Source organism: Sandarakinorhabdus limnophila DSM 17366 (genome assembly GCF_945882885.1).
Classification (GTDB): Bacteria; Pseudomonadota; Alphaproteobacteria; order Sphingomonadales; family Sphingomonadaceae; genus Sandarakinorhabdus; species Sandarakinorhabdus limnophila_A.
Genome location: NZ_CAMCWT010000035.1, coordinates 1 through 22,948, shown reverse-complemented (window position 1 = coordinate 22,948; position 22,948 = coordinate 1). Strand labels below are relative to the sequence as shown.

Sequence of the window (22,948 nt, the reverse complement as noted above, 5' to 3'; positions counted from 1 at the left end):
CGGGGCTGCCGTGGTGAACGACCAAAGTCCGAAATCTTTGGGCCCGAAACTTTTTGGGAAGGAACTGCATGACGACCGTTGAAACCACAGGCATCGTTGCCATGCGCGCTGCGCTTTTGCTGAGCGTTTTCGCTACTGTTGCACTGGCTGCCCCCGCCTTTGCGCAAACCGCTGCCGCCGAAGTCGCCGGCGATGACGAGATCATCATCGTCACCGCCTCCAAGCAGGCCAAGACCCTGCAGGACACGCCGATTTCGGTGTCCGTCACGTCGAAGGCGCTGATCGAGAACGCCCAGATCCGCGATGCGCTTGACCTTCAGACGGTGGTGCCGTCCCTGCGCGTGTCGCAGCTGCAATCGTCGGCCAACACCAATTTCATCATCCGCGGCTTCGGCAACGGCGCCAACAACGTCGGTATCGAGCCTTCGGTTGGCGTGTTCATCGATGGCGTCTATCGCAGCCGTTCCGCCGCCCAGATCGGCGATCTGCCCAGCGTGGAGCGCATCGAAGTGCTGCGCGGCCCGCAATCGACCCTGTTCGGCAAGAACGCGTCGGCCGGCATCATTTCGGTCGTCACGTCGGAACCGAAGTTCGACTTCGGCGGCCAGGCCGAACTGAGCTATGGCAACTATAACGCCCTCATCGCGCGTGCCGAAATCACCGGCCCGATCAGCGAGACCATCGCCTTCAGCCTGGCGGGCAACTACAACCGCCGCGACGGCTATGTGTTCAACGAAGCACTGAACATCGACGAGAACGACCGCAACCGTGGCGGCGTGCGCGCCCAGCTGCTGTTCAAGCCATCCGAAGATTTCAAGCTGCGCCTAATCGGCGATTACGACAAGATCGATGAAATCTGCTGCTCGGTGGTCAACCTGGTTGACGGCCCGACCGGCAATGCCGTGCGTGCTCTCGGCGGCCGCATCATCTCCAATCAGCCGCTGGCGCTGCGTTCGTCGACCAACTTCCCGTCCACCAACGAAGTCGACAACTTCGGCTTCTCGGCACAGGCTGATTACAAGGCTGGCCAATTCGATCTCACCTTCATCGGTGCCTATCGCGGCGTGCGGCTTTCGACCAATGCCGACAGCGACTTCACCAGCGCCGACATCATCGGTGAAAACACTGGCCGCAACGCCATCGACACCTACACGGCCGAATTCCGTGTCGCCTCGAAGTTTGATGGCCCGATCAACTTTCTGGTTGGTGCCTTCTATTTCCGGGAAAATATCGATGCCAGCGGTCAGCTGACCTTTGGCCGGGATTTCCGCGGCTATGCTAGCGCCCTGTCGGGCGGTGCCTATGTCAATCTGGAACCGACGCTGCGCGCGCTGCTGCCCGGCACCCCGGCTGGCCAGTTCGGCGCCCGCGGCCAGGGCCGGTTCGAAGAATATGATTACAAGAACCGCGCCATCTCGGTCTTTGGTACCGTGGATTGGAATATCGTCGAAAACCTGACCCTGACGCTGGGCGGCAACTACACGCACGACAGAAAGACCTATGCCACCAGCGTGGTCACCACCGACGTGTTCTCGGGCCTTGATCTGGTGCGCGCCGGCGTGAATGCCGGTGTGCCGGCCGTTGTCGCTGCCAATCCGCAGTTCAACCCGTTCCTGGGCCTGCGCGGCCTGCAGTTCATCCCGCCGTATCTCAACGTTCCCAATGCCTTTGAAGATGGCCGCACGTCGGACAGCGATTTCGCCTACACAGTGCGCCTGAACTACAAGTTCAACGAAAATGTGAACGTCTATGCCACCCACGCGACTGGCTTCAAGGCGAGCTCGATCAACCTTTCGTTCGATGCTCGTCCGCCGGCTTCGCTGTTCACCCCTGGTTCGACGGCGCAGTCGCCGGCACCGGCGGCATCGCCGATCCGCACCGCATTGGGCGCCAGCCTGCCGGTGAACCTCACCACCGGTTCGCGCTCTGCCAGCCCGGAATATGCCACCGTCTATGAACTGGGCATCAAGGGCCAGTGGGAAGGCTTTGGCTTCAATCTGGCTGCGTTCCGCCAGACCCTGAACGGCTTCCAGAGCAACGTGTTCTCGGGCACCGGCTTCATCCTGGCCAATGCCGAACAGCAGTCGGTAACCGGGTTCGAAATCGACGCCACCATCTCGCCGGTGAAGGATCTGCGCTTCTTCACCAACCTCACCTACCTCAACATGAAGTTTGACAGCTTCGTGGGCGGCGCCGCTTTGCAGAACGGCACCTTCTCCACCCTGCCGCAGGACCTTTCCGGCCTGCGCGTGGCTGGTGTGCCGGAGTTCTCCGTCTCGGTGGGCGGCGATTATACCGCCCGCCTGAACGACAGCACCAAGCTGAACTTCCACGTTGACTATCAGCACAACAGCCCGACGCAGATTGCGCAGGGCACGGTGGCGCTGCGCCGCGCGGTGGACAATTTGAACGCGTCGGCGACGCTGGTGCTCAACAACAAGTTGGACATCACCCTGTGGGGCCGCAACCTGACCAACGAAGCCTGGACCACCACCATCTTCCCGGGTGTGGCACAGGCCGGCACGCTGTCAGGCTATCGCAACCAGCCGCGCACCTATGGCGGCCTGCTGCGTTACCGCTTCTGATCAGCGGATTGCCGTGAACAACGGGGGGCGTGGCCAGTGGCTGCGCCCCCTTTCGTTTAACCAGCTTGCAAAATTACCGCGTCGCGGGCTTAAGACGACACGTGAGCCCGTGGGAACTTGCTGCGTCGGCGTTCGGGCTGGCCAACGTCGTGCTGCTCGCCCGGCGATCGGTGTGGAATTACCCGTTCGGCATGGCGATGGTGGCCATCCTGGCCGTCGTGTTCTGGAACAGCCGGCTGTATGCCGTGGCCAGCCTGCAGGTCTTCTTTTTCTTGGCCCAGGCGCAGGGCCTGTGGATGTGGCTGCGGGCACCGGCCGATGCATGCCAGGTGGCCGTGCGGCGCTTGCCACCAATGGGCTGGCCGGCGGTGCTGATCAGCGGCGTGATCGGCAGCGCTTTGCTGGCCCAGCTGTTGGCGCAAACCGATGCTGCCGCACCCATTACAGATGGCGCGGTGGCTGGCTGGTCGCTGGTGGCCCAGGTGCTGATCAATCTGCGCATGCTGGAAAGCTGGCCGTTATGGGTTGGCATCAACATTGTTTCAGTGGGTCTTTATGCCAGCCAGGCGCTGTGGGTGACAGCGGCGCTGTATGTGGCATTCCTCGCCGTCTCGATCTGGAGCTGGCGGCTGTGGCTGGCCGCGGAGCGGGGCTGAACCATGCTGGGCCTGCATGTGTGTTTCACCGGCGTGGAATCGACTGGCAAGACCAGGCTGGCAGAGCGGCTGTCGCGCCGGCTGAGCGGGGTGTTGATGCCCGAATATGGCCGCGAATATGCTGAAACCACCGGCACGGATTTCACGCCCGACGTGCTGCGCACCATCGCACGCATTCATGCCGAACGCCGCCACCGCCTGCTTGCGTCGCGGCCGCGCCTGCTGATCGAGGACACTAATGTGGTGATGACCGCCGCCTGGTTCCGCATGCTGCACGGCCACCGTGATCCCGCGCTGTCGGCAATGCCGGCTGGCGCCGATGTCTATCTGCTGTTCGCGCCCGACACGCCGTGGGTGGCCGATGGCACAGGACAATCCGTGGGCCGCGATCGCCTGATGTTCCAGGCTGCCATTGAAGATGAGATGGCCGCGCGCAACATCGAACCGGTGCTGATCATGGGCAATTGGCAGCAGCGCGAAGCCCAGGCCACCGCCGCCCTCACCCACCGGCTGGACAGCCTGCCCCAGTCGGCGTCATAGGGACCATCATGGCAAATATCCTTCTCACCGGCGCATCGCGCGGCATTGGCGCTGCGGCGCGCACCCTGCTGGAACAGTCCGGCCACACCGTCATCGGCCAATCAACGGCGGGTGCCGATGGGCTGATCGCCGCCGATTTCGCACAGCCGCGCGCGGCCGATGCGCTGTGGACCACCGCATTGGAGCAGGCCGGTGGGCGGATTGATGTGCTGGTCAACAATGCCGGCGTGTTCGAAGCCGCCCCGATTGCCGATGCTGATGGCTTTGCCGCCACCTGGGCGCGCAGTCACGCCATCAACCTGCAAAGCGCCGCTGATCTGTGCCGCCACGCTGTGCTGCATTTTCAGGAGAACGGCGGCGGCCGCATCATCAACGTCGCCAGCCGCGCCGGCCATCGCGGTGATTCGCCCCAGCATTGGCATTATGCCGCGGCCAAGGGCGGCATGCTGGCGATGACCAAGAGCATCGCGCGGGGCTATGCCGCGCAGAATATCCTCGCCTTTGCCATCACGCCCGGCTTCACCATGACAGGCATGGCGGAAGAATATCTCGCCAGCCGCGGCGGTGACAAGTTGCTGGCCGATATCCCGCTGGGCCGCGTTGCCATGCCGGAAGAAGTGGCCGAAATGATCCGCTGGTTGGCCAGCGACGCACCGGCGTCGATCACGGGCGCCACACTCGACATCAACGGCGCCAGCTACGTGCGCTGAGGACAGGAGTGAACATGCCGAATGTGACCGTGGTGGGTGCCCAATGGGGCGATGAAGGCAAGGGCAAGATTGTCGATTGGCTCTCTGCCCGCGCTGATGTGGTGGTGCGCTTTCAGGGCGGCCACAACGCCGGCCACACGCTGGTTGTGGGCGAAAAGGTCTACAAGCTGTCGCTGCTGCCTTCGGGTATCGTGCGCGGCACCCTGTCGATGATCGGCAATGGCGTGGTGTTCGATCCCTGGCATTTCCGCGACGAAGTCGCCCGCATTGCCGGCATGGGCGTGGATATCACGCCGAACAATCTGGCCGTCTCTGAAACCTGCCCGCTGATCCTGCCGCTGCACCGCGATCTGGATGCGCTGCGCGAAGATGCAATGGGCGCCGGCAAGATCGGCACCACAAGGCGCGGCATCGGCCCGGCCTATGAAGACAAGGTGGGCCGCCGGGCGCTGCGCGTCATCGATCTGGCGTATCTGGATGAAATCGGCCCGCAGCTCGAACGCCTGCTCGCCCATCACAATGCCCTGCGCGCCGGCTTTGGCGTGGCGCCGGTGGATGCCGCCGAACTGCAACAGCAACTGGCCGATGTGGCCCCGGCCGTGCTGCCCTATATCCAGCCTGTTTGGAAACGCCTGCGCGACGCACGCTGGCGGCGCGATCGCATATTGTTCGAAGGTGCGCAGGGCGTGCTGCTCGATGTCGATCACGGCACCTGGCCGTTCGTCACCTCCTCCAATGTCGTTGCTGGCCAAGCCGCGGCGGGTTCGGGGATGGGCCCGGATGCCACCGGTTATGTGCTGGGGATCACCAAGGCCTATACCACCCGCGTTGGTTCCGGCCCCTTCCCAACCGAACAGGAAAACGCAATCGGCCAGCTCCTGGGTGAGCGCGGCCATGAATTCGGGACCGTTACCGGCCGCAAGCGCCGCTGCGGCTGGTTCGATGCCGTGCTGGTGCGCCAGGCGATTGCCGTTGGCGGCATCACTGGCATGGCGCTCACCAAGCTGGACGTGCTCGACGGGTTCGACACGGTGATGATCTGCACCGGCTACCGCCTTGATGCCCGCGAACTCGATCATCTGCCTGCCCACCCGTCCGAACAGGCGCGGGTCGAGCCGATCTACGAAGAATTTGAAGGCTGGAGCGGATCGACTGCCGGCGCCCGCAGCTGGGCGCAGCTGCCAGCGCAGGCCATCAAATATATCCGCCGCATCGAGGAATTGACCGAATGCCCGGTGGCCTTGGTCTCCACCTCGCCGGAGCGGGAAGATACTATCTTGGTGAAGGACCCGTTCCAGGGCTGATTTGTAATTTTTATGTTAAATGTTCTTGCATTATCATAAATTTCTAACAAAGTGCCAGCATGTCATGTACTGCACTCGTTGTTGCCTTAATCCGCGAGGGTAAAGGCAAAGCCAGACTAGACGGACCCGGCAAGCGCGATGACGGCAATCGTCCGGCTCGCACCCTGGCCAGGCCTTGCGACCACAAGACATCGACGTACCGTAAGTGCCGGTCAACTGAAGCTCCTGGTGGGCCTGCGTGGCCGGCCATCCCTAAGCCCGTCGCGACCATCTGCGGAAATCTGTCCGCTCCGTGCGGGCGCACAGCGCCTCAGATGGTCGCGATACGCTAAGCCGGCTGTTCCTGGTTCGGACAGCCGCAGGGGTTGAAACATCCTGTGCGCCGTATGCGGCCACCTGAGGCCGTGCTGCGTTACGCAAACTTGGGGTGTTGGCGTTCAGAATGTTTGCGGGGGGTATCATTGCGGGGGCCATGCTGGGCAGTTTTACCTGTTTGGCGCCGGTTCACGGCAACGCCAGCACGGTGCGTTGTGCCAATCATCCGGAGGTGATCCGGTTGATGGGTTATGATGCACCAGCGATGCCGGCGACGTGCCTGCCCAGTGAAATCTGCCCACCCGGCGATCCCTTTGTGGCCCGCGATGCCTTGCGCGGCCGCAGGAACCGACAACCAGGGCCGCACTCTCGCTCGCTGCCGGGTCGAAACCATCGATCTTTCCTGCGCCATGCTGGCGACGCATCATGCCGTGCTCAGCAAGACCGCCGGCGATTGCAATTGCACGCCGGTTCGCCGCCGCCCGGCCTTGCTGCAATCGGTCCGTTATGAGCCGGGCGCGCTGCCCGCTGGGCTGCCCCAATCACTGCCAAACCCACTGCCGACCGGCACCCGGATCACCCTCGATTTGGGCGACTCGAACGCTGCCAACCGCCCGCGATCGGCTGCACCGGCTGTGATGGATGCAACGCCGCTCCGTGAAACGCCCTGGTCTCTGCCGGTGGCGGGCGCGCTGCTGATGATCGGCCTGTGGATGGCGATGGCCAATCTGGCGCTGCTGCAAATTGCCCATGAACGCTGGCCCTCGCGCGATCGCTGGGGGGCGCCGATGGACCGGCTGGATCCCTGGCTGTTCCTCGAGCTGGCCGCCGCCGGTGCTTCACCCGCGGCATGGACGGCGCTGTGGACCCGCTACGCCGGCCGCCAGCAGGAAGCGCTGCTGCCCCCCCTGCTCAACATCACTGGTATCCAGATCGGGCTGGTGATCGGCGCCCTTTGGTGGTGGATCGCCGGCTGAGCCAACTTGCCAACAGGCTTCCGGCCGATAAACAGGGCCAATGCCCCTGCCCATGATCGCCTTGGCCGCCGCTGTGGCCAGCTTCGCCTGCGAAGGCCCCAGCCATCACGATGGCGACAATGTGCGGTGCCCCAACGTACCTGGATCGATGCGGCTGCAGGGCATTGACGCGCCTGAAATGCCCGGCGCCTGCCGACCGGGCCGAGACTGCACGCCGGGCGACCCCTTTGCCGCCCGCGATTATTTGCGCAGCCTAACCGAGGGCAAGACCCTGCAATGCGTGCAGGAAGACACCGACAATTATGGCCGGCGCATCGTGAACTGCAACGCCGGCACGATGAACATCAGTTGCGCGATGATCGAATCCGGCCATGCCGTGCCGCGCTATGCCCCGCTGGATTGCAGCAGACCGTCGGCAGCACCGGACATCGCCCCGGATGTGATGGTTGAATCAACAGCTGAACCGAAGTCCCGACCAGAACCGGAACCGCCACCCGTGATCGTGCCCGCCAACCTGCCGGCGCGGCCGGGCACGTCGGGCCTTGATATTGGCATGGCGCCATTCGTCCTGCTCGGCCTGCTGCTTGTCAACCTGATCACATGGGCATTGTTTGCCATCGACAAACGCCGGGCTCAGGCCTTCCGTTCGCGCGAACGCATTGCCGAATCCACCCTCCTTGGCTGGGCGCTGGTGGGCGGCAGTCCGGCCGCATGGCTCGCCATGAACAGGCTGCGCCACAAATCGGCCAAGGACAGTTTCAAGCAGTCGCTGCTGCTGATTTCGGGGCTGCAGATCGGGGCCTTGATCGGCTTGCTGCACTGGCAGATTTCCGGATGAGCGGGATTGTGTTGCATCCGGCCGTCGCGACGATACGGATGATGGCCCGCTGCTGTGCTGGTCGCTCACTGTCGGTTGAGTGGATCGATTGCCCTGACCAGTGATTTCGATTGGCGCCGTCTGCCCGCCTGCCCTATGCGCAGGCTATGAGCAGCCATGATTTCGACCTGTTGGTAATCGGTGCCGGTTCGGGTGGGGTGCGCGCCAGTCGCATCGCCGCCGGCCATGGCGCCCGTGTGGCGGTGGCCGAGGAATATCGTGTGGGCGGCACCTGCGTGATCCGCGGCTGCGTGCCCAAGAAGCTGCTGGTGTACGGATCGCATTTCGCCGAGGATCTGGAAGATGCCCGCCGCTTTGGCTGGCAGATCGAGGGCAAGACATTCGATTGGGCTGTGCTGCGGGACAATGTGGCGGCCGAAGTCGACCGGCTGAACGGTCTGTATCAGAACACGCTCGACAACAACAAGGTGACCACCCTGCTGGGCCATGCCCGCATCATCGATGCGCAAACGGTAGAGCTCGAAGGCCAGCGCCATACGGCTAGCACCATCTTGATTGCCAGCGGCGCGCGGCCCTTCACGCCTGATATTCCGGGCGCCGAACATGGCATCACCTCAAACGACGTGTTCCACCTGCCCACCCTGCCCCGCCGCATGGTGATCGCCGGCGCCGGTTATATCGCCACCGAATTTGCCGGCGTGTTCCATGAACTGGGCGTGGACGTGACACTCATCAACCGCAGCGAAACGATCCTGCGCGGCTGGGAACCTGCGCTGTCCGATCGCCTTTTGCAGATCAGCATTGCCAAGGGGCTGAACTTCAAGCTGAACTGCCGGCTGGAACGGGTGGAAAAGACCGAAGCCGGCCTCGTGCTGCACTTCGCCGATGGCAAGACCATGGAAACCGATGTTGTGCTGTGGGCACTGGGCCGGGTGCCGAATGTCGAAGGCCTCGGGCTGGAGGGTGTTGGTGTTGCGCTGAACGAGAAGGGCGCGATTGCCGTGGATGCGGACAATCGCACCAACGTGCCTACCGTCTTCGCCGTCGGTGACGTGACAGACCGCGTGCAACTCACCCCCGTGGCCATCCGCGAAGGCCACAGTTTTGCCGATCGCCAGTTCGGGGAGAAGAACTGGCATGTGGATTACAACGCCATCCCGTCGGCGGTGTTTTCCAATCCGCCGTTGGGCAGCGTGGGCATGACCGAAGCCCAGGCCCGCAACGCCTATGGCCAAGTGAAGATCTATACCTCCGATTTCTGGCCGATGAAGAATGTGCTGGCCGGCCGCAACGAACGCGCGTTGTACAAGCTGGTTGTAGACGCCTCCTCAGACCAGGTGGTGGGCGCTCACATGATCGGCCCGGATGCGCCGGAAATCCTGCAGGCGGTGGCTATCGCGGTGAAGGCCGGGCTGACCAAGGCGCAATTTGATGACACAATGGCGCTGCACCCGACGATGAGCGAAGAACTTGTGTTGATGAGGTGACTTGCTCATCTTGGTGATTTGCCGCAAAGCGCGGCCATCATGACGAAGAACTGGACCCACGACAGCTGGCGCGGCCACGAAGCCCGGCAATTGCCCACCTACCCCGATGCCGATGCGCTGCGGGCGGTGGAAACCGAACTGCGCTCCTATCCGCCGCTGGTGTTTGCCGGCGAAGCCCGCAACCTTACGACACGGCTCGCAGACGCGGCATCTGGCAAGGCCTTCCTGTTGCAGGGCGGCGATTGCGCCGAAAGCTTTGTCGAATTCCACCCCAACACCATCCGCGATACCTTCCGCGTGCTGCTGCAGATGGCGGTGGTGATGACCTTTGCCAGCAAGATGCCGATCGTGAAGGTGGGCCGCATGGCCGGCCAGTTCGCTAAGCCGCGATCGGGGGATTTCGAGGAAATCGATGGCGTGTCGCTGCCGAGTTATCGCGGCGACAATGTCAACGACATCGAATTCACTGCCGAAGCGCGCATGCCCAACCCGCAGCGGATGATCCGCGGGTACATGCAGTCAGCATCGACCCTGAACCTGCTGCGGGCCTTTGCCAGCGGCGGCTATGCCAATCTGCACCAGGTGCACAAATGGAACCTGGATTTTGCCGCGCGCAGCCCCTGGGCCGAACAATATACGCAACTGGCGGACCGGATCGGCGAAGCGCTGGACTTCATGGAAGCCATCGGCCTGTCACCCGATACCGTGCCGCAGCTGAAGGGCACCAGCTTCTTCACCAGCCACGAGGCGCTGCTGCTGGGCTATGAAGAAGCGATGACCCGGCAAGACAGCCTGACCGGCGATTGGTACGACACCTCGGCCCATATGCTGTGGATTGGCGACCGCACGCGCTTTGCGGGCAGCGCGCATGTGGAGTTCCTGCGCGGCGTGGGCAATCCGCTGGGCCTGAAATGCGGGCCAAGTTTGGAGCCGGATGACCTGATCCGCCTGCTCGATACGCTGAATCCGGGGAACCAGCCGGGCCGTATCACCCTCATCACCCGATTTGGCCATGACAAGGTTGAGGCGCATTTGCCCCGCCTGATTCGCGCCGTGAAGCGAGAAGGTCACCATGTCTTGTGGAGCTGCGACCCCATGCACGGTAATACGATCAAGGCCGGAGGGGGCCTGAAAACCCGTCCGTTCGACCGAATTCTGACTGAAGTGACCCGATTCTTCGCGGTTCACCGCTCGGAAAATACCCATGCCGGTGGCATCCATCTGGAGATGACTGGTCAGGATGTCACGGAATGTACGGGAGGTGCCATCGCCATTTCGGACGAAGGCCTTGCCGCTCGGTATCAGACCCAATGCGATCCTCGCTTGAACGCCAGCCAAAGCCTTGAGATGGCATTTCTTATTGCCGAAGCCCTGAAAGCCGAACGCGAGGCCCTGGCGCACAGCGCCGACGGCTGAATTGCCCTCTGAAATCCCGGAGCCGCTCACGCCCGGCCAGCCTGTATTGGCTGGCCGACCTTTGCCGTTTGAGCGGCAGCCGCTTTTGCGCCCACTGCCCTCTCGCTTCTGGTAATGGCGCCGGTCCCCGCGGGCCGTGATGATGGCCTGTCATCCGACAGGAACCGATCATGAGCTTTCCGTTGCCCAACGCGTCACACGATCTTACCGGCCAGATTGCCATCGTTACCGGCGCTTCGTCCGGCCTGGGCGCGCGCTTTGCCCGGGTGCTGGCCGTGGCCGGAGCCAGCGTGGCGCTGTGCGCGCGCCGGACTGACAAGCTGGACGCGTTGGTTACCGAGATCACTGCGGCCGGCGGCACCGCCCGCGCCTTCCAGATCGATGTGGCGGATCAGGCGCAGTGCCTTGCTCTTGCCGAAATGGTGGAAGCCGCAATGGGGCCGGTGTCGATACTGATCAACAATGCCGGCATTCCCGATGCCGCACGCGCCCACAAGCTCAGCCCCGAACTCTACAATCAGGTGATGGCGGTGAACGTGAACGCGCCGTGGCTGCTGTCCACCAGCCTTGCCGCACGCCGCATTGCCGATGGCAAGCCGCTGCGCATCGTCAACATCGCGTCGATGGCGGCGTTCGAATATCAGGGGCACGGAGCGGCGCTCTACAGCATGACCAAGGCCGCCGTGGTGCGGATGACCGAGGTGCTGGCCGTGGAATGGGCGCGCTATCCGATCAACGTCAACGGCATCGCGCCGGGCGCCTTTGCCAGCGAGATGATGGACGGCATGCTGAGCCGGATGGGCGACATCACGCAAAGCTTCCGCCGCAAGCGACTGGGCGATCCGGCGATGATGGATTCCACCCTGCTCTATCTTGTCGCCCCAGTCAGCGAAGCGGTGACCGGCACGGTGATCAAGATCGATGATGGGCAATCGAACAGGTGAGCAGCATGACCTATGAAACCATCAGCATCGAACAGCGCGGCCCGGTTGATTGGTTGACGCTCAATCGCCCCGACACGCTGAACAGCATCAACAACCAGATGGTGGCCGACCTTTCGGATTATTTCGGCCGACTGTTCAACGCCCGCCACACCCGCATCGTGGTGATGAAGGGCGCCGGCCGCGCTTATTGCGCGGGGCTAGACATCAAGGCTCAGGGCACGCATGAAGCACCCTTTGCCGGCGGCTTCGGGTTTCAGGGCTGGCTGGCTGATGTGTATGTGAAGATGCGGCGCTGCCCGCAGCCGATCATCAGCCTGATCCACGGCGCGGCCTGTGGCGGCGGTTTCGCCTTTGCGCTGGCCAGCGACATCCGCATTGCCGCGACAAGCGCCCGCATGAATGCCGCCTTCATCAAGCTGGGGCTTTCCAGCTGCGACATGGGCACATCCTATTTCCTGCCGCGGCTGGTGGGTGCCAGCCTGGCCGCCGAATTGATGATGACCGGTCGCTTCATCCACGCCGATCGCGCACTGGCCACCGGCCTGGTGAGCCAGGTGGTGCCCGATGCCGAACTGGAAACCGCCGGCGAAGCGCTGGTGGCGGAGATGCTGGCCACTTCGCCCATTGGCTTGCGGATGACCAAGGAAGGCCTGGGCTTTGCCATCGATGCCCCCAGTCTGGAGGCGGCGATCGCGCTCGAAAACCGCAACCAGCTGATGTGCGCGGCCAGCGATGACTTCAAGGAAGGGCTGGCAGCGTTTCTGGAGAAGCGCCCGCCGAATTATTCCGCCTAGGCGCCGATCCGCGCCATCAAGCCGATGGGATCGCCCTTCTTCACAGCCTCCCAACGCTTCAATGCAGGCTCGCTGCAATAGCGCCCTTCGCCCAGATCAGCCCGGTGGGCGCCTTGGGTAGCGAGCACACCGGTGCGCACACTGCCCGTGGCCAGCGCTACCACGACCCGCACTGGGCCAGAACGGGTTTCGATGAGGCCGCAAACGCCGGGCTGGCCTTCGCCATCAAGGCCGGCGAGCGGTGCCAGCAGCGTGGCATTGGCATGGCCGGCGGCGTGCAGCATGGCTTCGGCGCGGTGGGCGGCGAGTTGTTCCGGCCCGGGTTCCGGGGCGCAGGCGGCCAATGGCAGGAGAAGCAGGATCAAACGGCGCATGCAAAAGCGATAGCAGAGGCCGCCATGCCCTGCCCCGCTGACACGGAGTCGCGGCTTCAGGCCGGTTGGCTGGCCACTTTCTGCAACATCTCGCCCATCATCTGGTGCACCATCTGGATGGCCTTCAGCGGGCGCACCATCACCTTGAAATGGGTGATCTGGCCGGCATCGTTCCAGGTGATCATGTCGATGCCATTCACCTTTATCCCATTGATGGTGTTGGAAAATTCCAGGATGGCGCTGTTGGCATTCAGCCATTCTCCGCGATAGGTGAAACCGTCACCGCCCAGCACCTTGTCGGCACTGGCGAGATATTTGAACACGATCTCTCGACCTGCCTGCGGCGTGTGCACCACAGGGCTTTCGAACACGCAATCCGGGTGCAGCATGTCCCACAACGCCTGATGGTTGGGGTTTTTGATGTGGGCATGCCAGCGGGCGACATTCTCGGCGATGGTGGGCATGGATGGCCTCCTTTTATGCGGAGCTTAACCCGGAAACCCACCACCAGCCCCTCCCGCAAGCGGGAGGGGCGCTACTCGGCGGCTTCGGGCCGGAACACCGCCGCTCCGGGCAGTTCCTTCACCTGGGCCGAACCGCGCTTTTCGCGCACCCACTGCATCACGCTTTCGATGCCGAGATAGACGACCGGCGTGATGAACAGGGTGAGCACCTGGCTCACCATCAGGCCTCCGAGCACGGCAATGCCCAGCGGCTGCCGCAGTTCGGCACCGGCACCGATGCCCAACGCCAGCGGGGCGGCGCCGGCCATGGCGGCAAAGGTGGTCATCATGATCGGGCGGAAACGCTTGGCGGCGGCTTCACGGATGGCATGGGCCGGAGTCCAGCCATGGGCCCGCTGCCCGGCCAGGGCGAAATCGATCATCATGATGGCGTTCTTCTTCACGATCCCGATCAGCAGCACGACGCCGATGATGCCGATCACGTCCAGCGGCATGTCGAACAGCCACAGGAACATCACCGCACCAATGCCGGCCGCCGGCAGGCCCGAAAGAATGGTGATTGGGTGGACGAAGCTTTCATAAAGCACGCCCAGCACGATGTAGATGACGATGATCGCCGCCAGGAACAGGATCGGCATCGATTTGGTGGACGCTTCGAATTGTTGCGCATTGCCGCCCAACGCACCGGAAACGCCGGCGGGCTGGCCGATTTCGAGAGAGGCCGCCTCTATCAGCGGCTTCACCTCGCTCAGCGCGACACCGGGCAACAGGTTGAACGAGAGGGTGACGGCCGGCAGCTGGCTCTGGTGCGAAATGGTGAGCGGGGCCCCGCCCACCGTTATGCGCGAAACAGATGCCAGCGGCACCAATGCGCCCGAACTGCCGCGCACGTTCAGCCGCCCGATGGCATCAGGGTTGGTCTGATCCTTGGGATCGATTTCCATGATCACCTGATAATCTTCGGCATCGGTAAAAATGCGGCTGATCTGCTGGTTGCCATAGGCGGCAAGCAGCACACGGCGCACGGCATCCACGGGCACGCCAAGCCGGGCGGCGGCGTCACGATCAACCTCGACAAAGGCCTGGCGGGCACCGCGCTGATAATCGCTGTTCACGTCCACAAGGCCGGGGATGGTACGCATCCGCTGTTCGAGGCGGGGGGCAAAGGCGTAGAGTTCATCCTTGTCCACGGCCGAGATGGTATATTGATAGTTGGTCGCGGACGGCCGGCCACCCAGCTGCAAATTCTGCTGCACATTTGGGAAGGCGGAATAGCCCGGAATACCAGCGGTTGCCTTACGCAGGCGGGCCAGGACGGTTTCGATGTCGTCGCGCTCGTCAGGCGGTTTCAACGGCGCAAAGATGCGACCGCTGCTGGAACCGCCCATGCCAAGGATGGCGTTGACGCGGGCAACGGCTGGATCGTCCTGTACCTTACGGGCGGCAATGGCGTGCTTCTTGGCCATTTCGTCATAACCAAGATCGGGCGCGCCTTCCGTACCGAAGAACACCACGCCGGTATCTTCCGACGGAAAGAAGCCCTTGGGCACAGCCATGAACCCCCACACAGCCACCGCAACGGAAGCCACGGTAAGACCGCCGATGACCTTGCGGTGCTGCAGGGCCCAGTCGAAGGCCTTCAGATAGCGTTCGGTCAAGCGGGCAAAGGCCGCCGTGGTGATGCGGGCCACGCGTCCCGGTTCCTGGTGCCCGGATTTGAGCAAGCGCGCCGCCATCATCGGAATGAGGGTGAGCGACAGCACAGCCGAAACCGCGATCGAAATCGTCATGGTCACGGCAAATTCGCTGAATAGCCGGCCGATGATGCCGCCCATGAACAACAGCGGGATGAACACGGCGACGAGGCTGACCGAGATCGAGACAACAGTGAAACTGATCTCGTTGGCACCGATGATGGCGGCGCTGCGCGGGTCCTCGCCATCTTCAGTGTGGCGCACGATATTCTCCAACACCACGATCGCGTCATCAACCACGAAGCCGGTGGCCAGTGTGAGCGCCAGCAGCGACAGATTGTTGAGCGTGAAGCCAAAGAAATACATGCCCGCAAACGTGCCGATCGCAGCCACCGGCAGCACGATGGCCGGAATGAACGTGGCCCGCGCATCGCCCAGCACAAGATAGATCACCAGGATGACGAGGAAGGCCGTGCCCACCAACGTCACCTGTGCGTCGAAAACGCTTTCGCGTACCGATTCCGATCGATCGAGGATCTCGCTGATGTCCACCGAAACCGGCATGGCTTCACGCACGGACGGCAGCACTTCGCGAACCGAATCCACCAGCTTCACCACATTGGCCCCGGGCTGGCGGCTGACCGCGACGGTGAGCGAGGGTTCGCCGTTGAAACGCGCCCCACCGCGCAGCCGTTCATAGCTGCTGATCACACTGGCCACATCCCCCACCCGCACCGGCAGGCCGTTGCGATTGGCGATAATGATGTTCGCAAATTCCGACGGCTTTTCGAGCGTGCCCGAGGCATCCAGAACATAGTTGCGCGCGCCGCCGGTGATCGATCCGACCGCGATATTGCTGTTGGCCGCAGACACCGCGGTGCGCAGATCATCGACAGTCAGGTTGCGGGCGGCCAGCGCCGCGGGATCGAACTGGATGCGCACCGCATAGCGGCGATCCCCATAGGTTTGCACCTGGCCAACGCCCGGCAAGGTGGAAATCCGCGGCACCAGCAGATTGTCCACCAGGGTTTGCAGATCATTCAGGGCCCGCGTCTTGTCGCGCACCGCTAGGATGATCACCGGGGAATCCGCGGGGTTGATCTTCCGGAAACTGGGAGGATTGGGCATTTCCGGCGGCAACCGGCGGGTGACCGCCGACAGCACGGACTGCACATCGAGCGCGGCGGAATCAATGTTGCGATCGAGTGCAAACTGCACGGTGATCTGCGTGGAGCCGGCGCTGCTGGACGACAGCACCTGTTCGATGCCGGCAACGGTGGAAAGCTGGCGTTCGATTGGCGTTGCCACCGATGCCGCCATGATGCCGGGGTTGGCACCGGGCAGGCTGGCTTCGATCTGGATGGTGGGCAGATCAACCTCTGGCAGGGCCGACACCGCCAGTTGGCGATAGCCTAACAGGCCGCCGAACACGGCCGCAAGAGTCAGAAGGATGGTGGCGATCGGCCGCTCGACACAGAGGCGGACAAAACCCATCAGCCAGCGCTCCCGGCCGGCGCGGCTGGACGATCAGGGCTGGCCGCCAACTGGGGCTTGTCTGGCCCCTTCAGGCGCACAGTGTCCCCCTCTTTCAGGCGGGCAAGCGTATCGACCACGACCTGTTCGCCAGGCTTTACGCCTCCGGCAAGATAAACCTTGCCGCGCAGGCGCCCCGCGATATCCACATTGCGCATCTGCACCTTGCCGCCGGACCCTTTCGCGCCAGGTGCCTTGGCAGTACCGGAAACCGCCCACACGAAGGGGGCGTCGCGGCCGGTCTGCACCGCGCCTTCGGGCAGTGTGATATGCGGCGTTGCGCGTTCCAGCGGGAATTCAACATCGATAACGGCGCCCGGCCACAGCACGTCGCCTTCGTTGCGGAATTCCGCGCGAGCCGCGACGCCGCCGTTGCCCGGATCGATATTATTATCAAGGAACACCAAGCGGCCGGTGGCCAGCACCTCGCCGCTCTGCCGATCCCGCGCCAGCACAGTGCCGCCGCCACTGGCCTGCACGGCGCGCGCCTGTTGCACATTGGCCGCCGGCACCAGGAATCGCACGTGGATGGGAGAAATCTGGTTGATCGTCACCAGCGGCGTGGCATCGCCCTGGCGCACGTTGGCACCCCGACGGAACTCAAGTTCACCGGTGCGCCCGGAAATGGGCGCGGTGACAGTCAGGAAAGACAATTGCACCTGCGCTGATTGCAGCAGGGCGCGGTTGGTTTCGATCTGGCTGCGGGCAGACCAGGCATTTGCCCGGGCCAGATCCCGCGCGGCGGCCGATACGAAGCCCTTCTCTACCAGCTTCTCGGCCCGCTCATAATCCAGCGTGGCGCGGCGCTCGGCCGCGATCGCGCCCTTCAGCTCGCCTTCTGCCTGGGCCACCGCAGCCCTGGCCTGGCGCGAATCGATACGGAACAGCAGCTGTCCGGCACGAACATTATCGCCCTCTTTGAAGGCAATCGACATGATCTCACCATCGCCGCGCGGCCGCACGGCCACGCTCTGGCTGGGGGTGACGGTGCCGAGCGCCATCAATGTGGGCGCAAAATCTTCCATGGCGGCGACCTGGGCAGACACAAGTTGCGGCGGCCGCTTGCCGCCGCCGGACTTGCCGCCGGCATTATCGCCCTCGCCGCTGGAACAGGCGGCAAGCAGCACTGCAAGCGCAAGCGCGCCGCCACGGTGGAAGAGGGGGGCATCAATGATCATCGTTTTACAGTCCAAACCCTTACGCGCTGCCCAGGGGTTTCCCCCGCGCGAATTAGAGCATGCCGTGCGTTATGCGGCTTTGGCGTTGAGTGCAAATACGTCGTTGCCGCACAGCACCGGATCAGGCGCGCAGTTTCCAGCCCGATTTCACCACGCGATAGCACAGGAACCACAGCGCGACATTGACCAGCGCCAGCAGCAGTGCGGATTGACCCAGCGGCCCATCCGAAACGCCGAGGAAGCCGGCCCGGAAACCATTGATCACATGGAAGAAGGGATTGGCATGGGCAATTCCCGCCACTGTTGGCCCAAGCCGTTCAACGGCATAGAAAGTGCCCGACAGCAGGGTGAGCGGCTGGATGACAAAGTTGGTGGCCGCAGCGGCATGATCGAACTTGTCGGCCCATACGCCGGTGAGAATGCCGAGCAGCGCCAGCAGGATCGCACCCATGGTGCCAAAATAGAGCACCAGCAGCGGATCCTTCATCGGCACGTTCACGCCCGGTGCCACCGCCATCACCATCCACACCGCCAGCCCCACCAGCCAGGCACGCGTGACCGCACCGCCCACCCAGGCCAGCATCAATTCCCCTGCCGACAACGGCGGCATCAGGACATCGATGATCGAGCCCTGCACCTTGGCCACCAGGATGGACGACGAGGTGTTGGCAAAGCTGTTCTGGATCATGCCCATCACGATCAGGCCAGGGCCGAGGAAATCGGCATAAGGCACCCCAAGGATCAGAATATCGCCGCGGCCGAGTGCCACGGCAAAGATCACCAGGAACATCAGCGTGGTGACCGCCGGCGCCCAGATGGTTTGCAGCTGCACCTTGAAAAAGCGCCGTACCTCTTTCAGATAAAGGGTCTTCAACCCTTCCGTGTTGAGCCGTGCAATCACGGGCATCCCGGGCTCTGGGTGTGCTGGCAGCTTGTTCTCAGCGTTCATCATCGCTAGGGGCTTACGATTGCACGCGCGCCCTGCCAAGGGGTGACGCCGATTATCTGAGGGCAAGACGCACCATGGCCTGGACCGACGAACGCATCGCAAAGCTCAAGCAGGGCTGGGAAGGCGGCATGACCGCGACCCAGATTGCCGAAATGCTGGGCGAAGGCGTGACCCGCAATGCCGTGATCGGCAAGGCGCACCGGCTGGGCCTGGAAAGCCGGCCTTCACCGGTGAAGTCCACCGACGCCACGCCGGCCCCTGCCCGCGCCGCCGCCGCTGCACCACCGCCCGCCCCGGCTCCGGTGGCCGCCAGTGCGCCAGCGATCAAGCCGATGGAAGCACCGGCCGCGCGCCCTGTCGGCAAGCCGGCCACAGGTGTCAGCAAGGGCGGCAAGCAGACCCGCACCACCCTGCTCGATCTGAACGAAAAGGTGTGCAAGTGGCCGATCGGCCATCCCGACGATGCCGATTTCCATTTCTGCGGCCGTCCGTCCAACGCCGGCTTCCCATACTGCAATGATCATTGCTTGGTGGCGTATCAGGCGCAGATGCCACGCAAGGATCGCCCGCGGCAGTTGCCTCCCCTGCCCGGCGCTCCGCGCCGATGAAACTGTCATTGCCGGGCGCGCCCCGCCGGTAGCCGGCCGCTGCCGGCCTGTGCCGGTTCGTGGCCGCCCTCGCTGTTTTGCCCCATTGCCGCCAGCCCGCCCTCGCTTTACGTTCGCGTAAAGGGAGACGAGTGCCGTGAGTTCAACTGATTTCGACGTTTTAATTGTTGGCGCCGGCCTGTCGGGCATTGGCGCGGCGGTTCATCTTCAGCAGAATTGCCCGAACGAAACCTATGCCATCCTGGAAGGCCGCGACGCCATCGGCGGCACCTGGGATCTGTTCCGCTATCCCGGCATCCGCTCTGATTCCGACATGTACACGCTCGGCTACCGCTTCAAGCCGTGGAAATCGGCCAAGGCCATCGCCGACGGCCCATCGATCCGCAGCTACATCCGCGAAACCGCGACCGAGCATGGCATCAACCAGCACATCCGCTTCGGCCACAAGGTGACAACCGCCGCGTGGGACAGCGAAGCCGCGCGCTGGACGGTCACCACAAACAGCAATGAAGGCGGGGCCACCCTCACCTGCCGCTTCCTCTACATGTGCAGCGGTTACTACAATTACGGCCAGGGCCACCGCCCCACGTGGGAGGGTGAGGCCGAGTTCAAGGGCCAGATCATCCACCCGCAATTCTGGCCGGAATCGCTCGACTACAAAGGAAAGCGCGTCGTGGTCATCGGATCGGGCGCCACGGCGGTCACGTTGGTGCCGGCGATGGCCGATACCGCCGCGCACATCACCATGCTGCAACGCTCCCCCACGTGGATGGTGTCCCGCCCCGGCAGCGACGCCATCGCCAATGCGCTGAAGGCGCTCCTGCCGGCGCAAATGGCCTACGACATCGTGCGCTGGAAGAATGTCACGCTCGGCCAATATTTCTACAAGCAAACGCGAAACAACCCCGGCAAGGTCCGGGAATTGCTGCTGAAACGCCTCGCCAAACTGCTGCCGGCCGATTACGATCTCGAAACCCACTTCACGCCGGGATACAACCCCTGGGATCAGCGCCTGTGCCTCGTGCCCGATGCCGATCTGTTCAACGCCATCACCGCCGGCAAGGCCGAAATCGTCACCGATCAGATCGCGAAGTTCGAGGCTGGTGGCATCCGCTTGCACAACGGCACGCTGCTCGAAGCCGACATCATCGTCACCGCCACCGGCCTGAAACTGGAAGCGCTGGGCGGCATGACCGTCACGGTGGATGGCGAAACCCGCCGCACCGCCGATGCCCTGGCCTACAAGGGCATGATGTTCTCCGGCATCCCCAACCTCGCCCAGAGCTTTGGCTATATCAACGCCAGCTGGACCCTCCGGTCAGATCTCATCGCCGATTATGTCTGCCGGCTGCTCAATCATATGCGCAAATCCGGCGTGGACATCGCCACCCCCACTCCCGCAGCAGACGTGGTGCCGGAACGGCTCGCGATGGATCTGCAATCCGGCTACGTCCAGCGCGGCGCCGATGCCCTGCCCCGCTCTGGCAACCGCGCGCCGTGGATGGTGACGGCTGATTACAAGTACGACCGCAAGGAACTGATGGAAGGCCCGGTGACGGACGAGATGGCGTTTGCAAAGGCCGGCGCTGTGGCGACAGAACGGGTGCTGGAGGCGGCGGAATAGCCAAGGGCCTTCCCGTCAACGCGGGTTGAGATCAACCACCTTCCAGTTGAGCGACGCTGCAAATCCCACCCATGCCAGATAGGGCAGGATGAGCAGCGCCGCCTGGCTGTCGATGGGCCACAACCCGATCAGCATCGCGAGCACCGAGGCCCAGAGGAACGGCACTTCGATTAGCGCCCAATCAGGCCGCTGCAATTTGAAGAACAGCGGGCTCCAGGCCAGGTGGAACACGGCGTTCACCCCGAACAGGATCAGCACGTCCCGCTGCTGCGCCGCATCACCGGCATCCCAGGCACGCACCGCCGCCCATGCCGCCAAACCAAGGATGATCGTCCACCCCGGCCCGAACGCCCAACCGGGCGGCTGCCATGCGGGCTTGCGCAGCCGGGCATACCAATCGGCACGCGGCGTCATCAGCCCGCCCACCAGGCACAGGCCCACCATCCAGATAATCGCACTCGCAAGCGGCAGGTTGAATTCGGACAAGGCGGAGCCTCACTTTCAACCGCCTCCATGCAGCATCGACGCCCGGCAAGATAGGGCGGCCCCATCGCCCCCCCTTGCGGCTTCTACCCTATGCGCCGGCGGCGCTGCGCTTGCCCTGCCGGCGCCGGTGCCGCCGGTACAGCGCCGGGGCAAACACATGATCATAGGCCGCGCTGGCAATCTGCCTGATCCCCGGCAACCCCACGATCCGCGCCAGCAACCGATAACGCGGCATCTGCGACCACAGCAGCAGGAACGCCGGCACACCGGAAACGATCACCCCACCCCGCTGCACATACAGGCTGCGCGCGGCAGTATCGGCATCAATCCCCCACCGCTGCAGCGCATCCGTGTTCAGATCATCAAACCAGATCGGCAACCCCGCCTCGCCCACATAACGCGCATAATGGTCAACCTCGACCTGACACACCGGGCACTGGGCGTTGTAGAGCACCGACGTTTCGGAATTTTCGATCATGCTTCTCTGATAGTGAAAGGCAGAAACGGCGCCAGACCCCACCTCGCCGCAGGGCTGCAGAGGAAGCAGGGCCTCCGGCGGGCAGGGGCTGGGCCCCTGCACCCACTTTACAAGCATACTGTGTGCCCGAAATGATCAATTTTCGACATCGATCCGCGCTAATCAGGCAGATTTAATTGCCGGCCTTGTCTCAACAGTGGCTGGCCGGCGCCCCTTTTAGCCAAACATCCTTACGTCAACATGTCTGCGGTTCAAGCAAGGATCGGTCTACGACATTGAGCATATACTTCTTGGATATTGAATATTTCTAATGAAGCACGATACTGTCGCAAAACCTCGATTCTGGAGTCCGCTATGACCGCAGCCATCGAAAAGATTATCAATAAGGTAATAGAACACAATCTATCTTTCCACCATTTTACAGACAGCAGAAATATTTCATCTATTCTCCAGAATAGATTATTATCAATAAATCAAATCCTTAGAAACGGCATGATATCAATTACAGGAGGAAATGATTGTAGCCAGAGTATTGACACGCGTTTTGTCATGGATGATTTCGTTCATGTCAGCTTTATCAAGCGACACCCTTTAGAATAAATTGCTAGGAGAGATGATCGGATCGAGAAAACCACCTTCATCTCGATCGACCCAAGAATATTACTTTTACCCAACACGCTTATATCTGACCGTGTATCGAACAGAGCGGACGCAGTCAAAGCTCCCGTCATGGAAATGCTCCATCTAGAGCGAATTTCGACGTCGTTAAATCGATGAGGGATTCCCAAGCGGGCTGAGATCTGATTCAGAATCCTTGCTGGTGAAGGAGGCCGGCAGGAATGGGGCGGGCCTTATCGGTGGATTTGCGGGAACGAGTGATTGCAGCGATCGACGGCGGGCTGTCCTGCCGGGCAGCGGCGACACGCTTCGGGGTGAGCGCTGCAAGCGCGATCCGCTGGCGGCAGCTTGCGCTGCGTACCGGAAAGGTAATGCC

General features: G+C 62.9%; 22 protein-coding genes. 15 read left to right on the top strand and 7 right to left on the bottom strand.

Annotation, left to right across the window (positions count from 1 at the left end):
• Positions 1-68: 68 nt before the first annotated feature.
• From Q7O19_RS09015 to Q7O19_RS08965, 11 genes are all read left to right on the top strand, one after another.
• Entirely contained in the window at positions 69-2,585 is a 2,517-nt protein-coding gene (locus Q7O19_RS09015; protein ID WP_303810037.1) for a TonB-dependent receptor, read from the top strand.
• Between the two features lie 101 nt (positions 2,586-2,686).
• Positions 2,687-3,241, top strand: a complete 555-nt coding sequence (pnuC, locus tag Q7O19_RS09010; RefSeq protein ID WP_303810036.1) for a nicotinamide riboside transporter PnuC — start codon at positions 2,687-2,689, stop codon at positions 3,239-3,241.
• Positions 3,242-3,244: 3 nt separating this feature from the next.
• The gene (locus Q7O19_RS09005) at positions 3,245-3,781 is read left to right on the top strand and encodes an ATP-binding protein (protein WP_303810035.1); all 537 of its coding nucleotides are present in this window, start codon (positions 3,245-3,247) and stop codon (positions 3,779-3,781) included.
• Between the two features lie 8 nt (positions 3,782-3,789).
• Positions 3,790-4,491, top strand: coding sequence for an SDR family NAD(P)-dependent oxidoreductase (locus Q7O19_RS09000; RefSeq protein ID WP_303810033.1), 702 nt, complete (start codon positions 3,790-3,792; stop codon positions 4,489-4,491).
• Positions 4,492-4,505: 14 nt separating this feature from the next.
• A complete protein-coding gene (locus Q7O19_RS08995) occupies positions 4,506-5,795 on the top strand; it encodes an adenylosuccinate synthase (protein WP_303810031.1) in 1,290 nt (429 codons plus the stop codon).
• A gap of 725 nt (positions 5,796-6,520) precedes the next feature.
• Complete coding sequence (locus Q7O19_RS08990) at positions 6,521-7,087, top strand: hypothetical protein (protein ID WP_303810029.1); 567 nt, start codon at positions 6,521-6,523, stop codon at positions 7,085-7,087.
• Between the two features lie 52 nt (positions 7,088-7,139).
• A complete protein-coding gene (locus tag Q7O19_RS08985) occupies positions 7,140-7,925 on the top strand; it encodes a DUF1294 domain-containing protein (RefSeq protein WP_303810028.1) in 786 nt (261 codons plus the stop codon).
• Positions 7,926-8,071: 146 nt separating this feature from the next.
• Positions 8,072-9,412 carry a glutathione-disulfide reductase gene (gene gorA, locus Q7O19_RS08980; RefSeq protein WP_303810027.1) on the top strand — a complete coding sequence of 447 codons (1,341 nt, stop codon included), beginning with the start codon at positions 8,072-8,074 and terminating at the stop codon, positions 9,410-9,412.
• Between the two features lie 39 nt (positions 9,413-9,451).
• Positions 9,452-10,828 carry a class II 3-deoxy-7-phosphoheptulonate synthase gene (locus tag Q7O19_RS08975; protein ID WP_303810026.1) on the top strand — a complete coding sequence of 459 codons (1,377 nt, stop codon included), beginning with the start codon at positions 9,452-9,454 and terminating at the stop codon, positions 10,826-10,828.
• A gap of 170 nt (positions 10,829-10,998) precedes the next feature.
• The gene (locus Q7O19_RS08970; protein ID WP_303810024.1) at positions 10,999-11,772 is read left to right on the top strand and encodes an SDR family NAD(P)-dependent oxidoreductase; all 774 of its coding nucleotides are present in this window, start codon (positions 10,999-11,001) and stop codon (positions 11,770-11,772) included.
• 5 nt (positions 11,773-11,777) lie between these two features.
• A complete protein-coding gene (locus Q7O19_RS08965) occupies positions 11,778-12,566 on the top strand; it encodes an enoyl-CoA hydratase/isomerase family protein (RefSeq protein WP_303810021.1) in 789 nt (262 codons plus the stop codon).
• Here Q7O19_RS08965 and Q7O19_RS08960 read toward each other — a convergent pair.
• The 5 genes from Q7O19_RS08960 to Q7O19_RS08940 form a co-directional block, all read right to left on the bottom strand.
• A complete protein-coding gene (locus Q7O19_RS08960) occupies positions 12,563-12,940 on the bottom strand; it encodes a hypothetical protein (protein WP_303810020.1) in 378 nt (125 codons plus the stop codon). The two genes, Q7O19_RS08965 and Q7O19_RS08960, sit on opposite strands and share 4 nt — an antisense overlap.
• A gap of 56 nt (positions 12,941-12,996) precedes the next feature.
• On the bottom strand, positions 12,997-13,404 hold the full coding sequence (locus Q7O19_RS08955) for a nuclear transport factor 2 family protein (protein ID WP_303810019.1): 408 nt from the start codon (positions 13,402-13,404) through the stop codon (positions 12,997-12,999).
• Between the two features lie 71 nt (positions 13,405-13,475).
• Entirely contained in the window at positions 13,476-16,592 is a 3,117-nt protein-coding gene (locus Q7O19_RS08950; protein WP_303810017.1) for an efflux RND transporter permease subunit, read from the bottom strand.
• Positions 16,592-17,809: an efflux RND transporter periplasmic adaptor subunit gene (locus Q7O19_RS08945; protein WP_303810016.1), complete on the bottom strand. Its 1,218-nt coding sequence runs from the start codon at positions 17,807-17,809 to the stop codon at positions 16,592-16,594. Before Q7O19_RS08945 ends, Q7O19_RS08950 begins: the two co-directional genes overlap by 1 nt.
• A 121-nt stretch (positions 17,810-17,930) precedes the next feature.
• Positions 17,931-18,758: an ABC transporter permease gene (locus tag Q7O19_RS08940; RefSeq protein ID WP_303810055.1), complete on the bottom strand. Its 828-nt coding sequence runs from the start codon at positions 18,756-18,758 to the stop codon at positions 17,931-17,933.
• A 74-nt stretch (positions 18,759-18,832) separates the two neighbouring features.
• On the opposite strand from Q7O19_RS08940, the gene Q7O19_RS08935 reads away from it, so the two are divergent.
• Together Q7O19_RS08935 and Q7O19_RS08930 are read left to right on the top strand one after the other, a co-directional pair.
• The gene (locus Q7O19_RS08935) at positions 18,833-19,366 is read left to right on the top strand and encodes a GcrA family cell cycle regulator (RefSeq protein ID WP_303810015.1); all 534 of its coding nucleotides are present in this window, start codon (positions 18,833-18,835) and stop codon (positions 19,364-19,366) included.
• 136 nt (positions 19,367-19,502) lie between these two features.
• The gene (locus Q7O19_RS08930; protein ID WP_303810013.1) at positions 19,503-20,990 is read left to right on the top strand and encodes an NAD(P)/FAD-dependent oxidoreductase; all 1,488 of its coding nucleotides are present in this window, start codon (positions 19,503-19,505) and stop codon (positions 20,988-20,990) included.
• Positions 20,991-21,005: 15 nt separating this feature from the next.
• Here Q7O19_RS08930 and Q7O19_RS08925 read toward each other — a convergent pair whose 3' ends face one another.
• Together Q7O19_RS08925 and Q7O19_RS08920 are read right to left on the bottom strand one after the other, a co-directional pair.
• Complete coding sequence (locus tag Q7O19_RS08925; protein ID WP_369692459.1) at positions 21,006-21,476, bottom strand: TspO/MBR family protein; 471 nt, start codon at positions 21,474-21,476, stop codon at positions 21,006-21,008.
• An 88-nt stretch (positions 21,477-21,564) separates the two neighbouring features.
• Positions 21,565-21,954, bottom strand: a complete 390-nt coding sequence (locus Q7O19_RS08920; protein ID WP_303810011.1) for a thiol-disulfide oxidoreductase DCC family protein — start codon at positions 21,952-21,954, stop codon at positions 21,565-21,567.
• Between the two features lie 354 nt (positions 21,955-22,308).
• Between Q7O19_RS08920 and Q7O19_RS08915 the strand changes: the two genes are divergently transcribed.
• Positions 22,309-22,554 (top strand): hypothetical protein, encoded by a 246-nt coding sequence (locus Q7O19_RS08915; RefSeq protein WP_303810010.1) that lies wholly within the window; start codon positions 22,309-22,311, stop codon positions 22,552-22,554.
• A gap of 239 nt (positions 22,555-22,793) precedes the next feature.
• On the top strand, positions 22,794-22,948 hold a 155-nt coding region (locus tag Q7O19_RS08910; RefSeq protein ID WP_303809406.1), incomplete at its 3' end, for a helix-turn-helix domain-containing protein.